This window comes from Brachyspira pilosicoli (assembly GCF_019402445.1).
Classification (GTDB): domain Bacteria; phylum Spirochaetota; class Brachyspiria; order Brachyspirales; family Brachyspiraceae; genus Brachyspira; species Brachyspira pilosicoli_B.
In genome coordinates this window covers 1-3208 of record NZ_SRZM01000108.1, presented here as the reverse complement: position 1 = coordinate 3208, position 3208 = coordinate 1, and the positions used below count along the sequence as shown (strand labels likewise).

The following is a 3208-nucleotide window of genomic DNA, read 5'->3' as shown; positions in this document are numbered from 1 at the left end:
AATAAATATTTGTATTGTTTTTGATTTAATATTTAGTATGTAAAATAAATTAGTATTGTATTTTTATATGCACTTTTTGCAACTTTGACGAAGTCCACAGCGTGTAGCTACGGGAAAAAGTTGAATAAAATAAAAAACTTTAAAATTTCCAGTATTAGCTTGAAAATGATAGTTCTTTTATTAAAGCACTTGGTGTGTATATAGATGAATGATGATAGTCGGTATCATTTGCAAGCATTTCTATATTGTTTAGAAAATCTAATATGTTTCCTGACACTATAAATGGATTTGCTGTGTGTGATAATTTACCGTTTTCTATTTTTATTCCTTCTGCCTGAAGAGAGAAATCTCCGCTTATAGAGTTTACGCCTGCATGAGTACCTGTGAGTGAGTTTACTAATATGCCGTCTTTTATTTGTGATATTAGTTCTTCTTGAGTATTCTCTCCATTTTCTAAAATTAAGTTATGGCATGATATTCCTATTGAAGTTTTAAATCCTCTTGATGCATGAGAGGTTGTTTTTCTGTTTTCTTTTCTTGCTGTGTAATTATTGTATAGATAGCTATTTAATACACCGTTTGTGATGATATTTAAATCTTTTGTAGCAGAGCCTTCTCCGTCAAAATTAGTATTTGCTAAGCCTTTATCAAACATTGGAATATCTTTTATGTTTATAATTTCGCTTGCTATTTTTTTGTTTAATTTGCCTTGAAGGAGTGATAACTGTTTTTGTACTGCTTCAGAAGAAAATAACGATAAATAAGCTCCAATCATTGTTCTCATAGCTTTACTTGTAAAAACTGTTTTATATTTTCCGCTCTTAATTTCTTTAGCTTCCAATTTATTTACAACATTATCAACTATATTTTTGCAAAAACTATTAACATCAAACTCTGTATCTTTTGAAGAATAAACATCAAAAAAAGTTTTTACAGCATTAGAATCTTTTGCTATTACTTCAGCATAATATGATATACTGTTTTTTTTCTCTTCTTTGCATATTCCATTGCTGTTTATAATGTGTTTAGAAAAATCGTATCTTGCCAAACCGCATGAAGGTACATTTACAATTCTTTTATCTAATGAATATAATTTATCTTCTATTGAAAGTGATATTTTTTTTAGTTCATCATTTGTTAAATTAGTTATGTTGCTATTAATTAAATTATATGACTTCTCTTCGCTTTCTTCTATAAGAGTATTAAACTCTGGTTCTGATGCAGCATATTTAAGAGAGTTTTTTGCATTGTTAATTAAATTGTTTATGTTTTCATCATTAAAGTCAATTTTTTCAGTAAAGCTCACACCCACTTGACCATTTTTTATTAGCCTTAAACCAATGCCTCCAGATTCTGCAAAAGTATATTTATCTAAATCTCTCTCTCTAACAGTAAACTCTTCTTCACCGCTATTAGACATATAAATTTCTATTTTATAATCATTATCTAATTTATTTTTGACAATGTTAAATATCTCTTTTATTTTTTCGTTTCTCTCCATTTTTTATCTTCCTCCAACTGTAAGCTCTTTTACTCTAATAGCAGGCTGCCCAACTGTAGTAGGCACACTTCCAGAAATACTTCCGCATATTCCGTCAGCTAACTCTAAATTTGATGATACTGCTTCTATATTCATAAGTGTTTCATCACCGCGTCCTATAAGTGTAGCACCTCTTACAGGCTTAGTGATTTTACCATTTTCTATTAAATAGCCTTCAGATACAGCAAAGTTATAATCTGTAGTAGCAGGGTCCACAGAACCGCCTCCCATCTTTTTAGCATAAAGTCCATACTCTATACCAGATATAAGCTCTTCAAAAGTGGAGTTGCCTTTATCAATAAAAGTGTTTCTCATTCTTGAAGTAGGGGCATATTTGTAGCTTTCTCTTCTTGCACTTCCTGTAACTTTTTGATTCATCTTTATAGAACCAAGCTCATCAACCAAATAGCTTTTAAGTATTCCATTTTCTATTAAAACAGTTCTCTGTGCATCATTGCCTTCATCATCAATATTATAACTTCCCCAAGCATTTTTTATAGTGCCGTCATCAATAGCAGTAACAACATCGGAAGCTATTTTTTCACCTAATTTATTACAGAAAACACTAGCATTATCAGCAACAGAAGTAGCCTCTAAAGCATGACCGCAAGCCTCGTGAAATATTACTCCACCAAAAGCATTGTCTATTACAACAGGGTATTTACCAGATTTTGGATATTCCGAATCAAGCATTTTTATTGCAGAGTTAGCAGTCTCTATTGCCATATTCTCTAAGTTAATATCTCTTATCACCTGAAAGCCATCTAAAGCTCCTTTTGTCCTGCTTGAAGTTTGTGTGTTAGTGCCGTCTGATGCCATAGACATCATTACTAATCTTATATAAGTTTGAGAATCTTCTTTTAATATCCCATTGCTTGTACACACTAAAATATTTCTCTCTTTTTCCATATATCTTGCACTTACTTGTTTTATTTTCTCTGATACATTTCTTGCTGTTTTATCCAAATAGGCAAGTGTTTCTATTTTCTCATCAAAATTAACATCAAAAGGATTAATATGAACAGGGTGATTATCTCTCTCTTCTGACTTTATAAAATCTTTTACTATATATTTTTTATTTTTCACAATAGAAGAAACGCTTCTTGCTAAATTAATTAAACTATTATTGCTAGTGTCATTAGAATATAAATATATTGTCTTCTTATCAACTATTACTCTAAGCCCAACACCATAATTATTGCCAAGACTCATATCATCAACTTTTTTATCTAAATAACTTATATTATTAATCTTAGTATCTTCAAAAAATAAATCAGCATACTCGCCTCCATTTTTTAAAGCCTCTTCCAAAACACTATGCAAAAAGTTACTGTCAAACTGAAAGTATTTCATTTTTTAGCTCTCCTTAATTTTTGTAGTTGCTGTTTTTTTAGATAAGAAGTCATCAGGTTTATTATGTTTACCCTTAGCAAATAAGTCTATAAGATATTTATTTATGTAGAGTTTTTCTTTTTTTATTTTTAATTCAAAAAACAATCCTTCATGTTTTAATCTTAATAATAACCTTGCGGCCTTATCTCTTTTCCATTTAAATAATTCCATTAAATCTACTATTTTAATATATGGCGTCATAAAAATTATAAAAAATGATTTTGTTTTTAAAATGCTTTTAAATTTTTTATCTTTATCTAATTTGCTTTTTAATAT

General features: G+C 29.4%; 2 protein-coding genes and 1 pseudogene. All 3 read right to left on the bottom strand.

The annotated features are described in order from the left end of the window. Nucleotides 1–154: 154 nt before the first annotated feature. Nucleotides 155–1501 (bottom strand): TldD/PmbA family protein, encoded by a 1347-nt coding sequence (locus tag E6A48_RS04385; RefSeq protein ID WP_219708834.1) that lies wholly within the window; start codon nt 1499–1501, stop codon nt 155–157. A 3-nt stretch (nt 1502–1504) separates the two neighbouring features. After that, nucleotides 1505–2893 (bottom strand): TldD/PmbA family protein, encoded by a 1389-nt coding sequence (locus E6A48_RS04380; protein ID WP_219708833.1) that lies wholly within the window; start codon nt 2891–2893, stop codon nt 1505–1507. A 3-nt stretch (nt 2894–2896) separates the two neighbouring features. Then, nucleotides 2897–3208, bottom strand: a pseudogene (locus E6A48_RS04375) (hypothetical protein); the annotation flags it as partial.